At 45.1% G+C, this 255-nt stretch carries 1 protein-coding gene; it reads left to right on the top strand.

Annotated elements, in window-relative coordinates:
* The coding region (locus PSH54_RS20760; RefSeq protein ID WP_273607024.1) for an EF-Tu/IF-2/RF-3 family GTPase at positions 1-255 on the top strand (255 nt) is incomplete at both ends.

Raw genomic sequence — 255 nt, 5'->3', positions numbered from 1 at the left:
ACATCGATAAGCCATTCATCATGCCTATCGAAGACGTTTTCTCAATCCAAGGCCGTGGTACAGTAGTAACTGGTCGTGTTGAAGCTGGTATCATCAACGTGAACGACGAAGTTGAAATCGTTGGTATCAAAGAGACTACTAAGTCTACTTGTACTGGTGTTGAAATGTTCCGTAAGCTTCTTGACGAAGGTCGTGCTGGTGAGAACATTGGTGCACTTCTACGTGGTACTAAGCGTGAAGACGTTGAACGTGGTC

Source organism: Pseudoalteromonas sp. Angola-30 (assembly GCF_028599215.1).
Taxonomy (GTDB): domain Bacteria; phylum Pseudomonadota; class Gammaproteobacteria; order Enterobacterales; family Alteromonadaceae; genus Pseudoalteromonas; species Pseudoalteromonas atlantica.
Note: the sequence above shows the minus strand (reverse complement) of the source record. Positions and strands in the feature narration are given on the sequence as shown.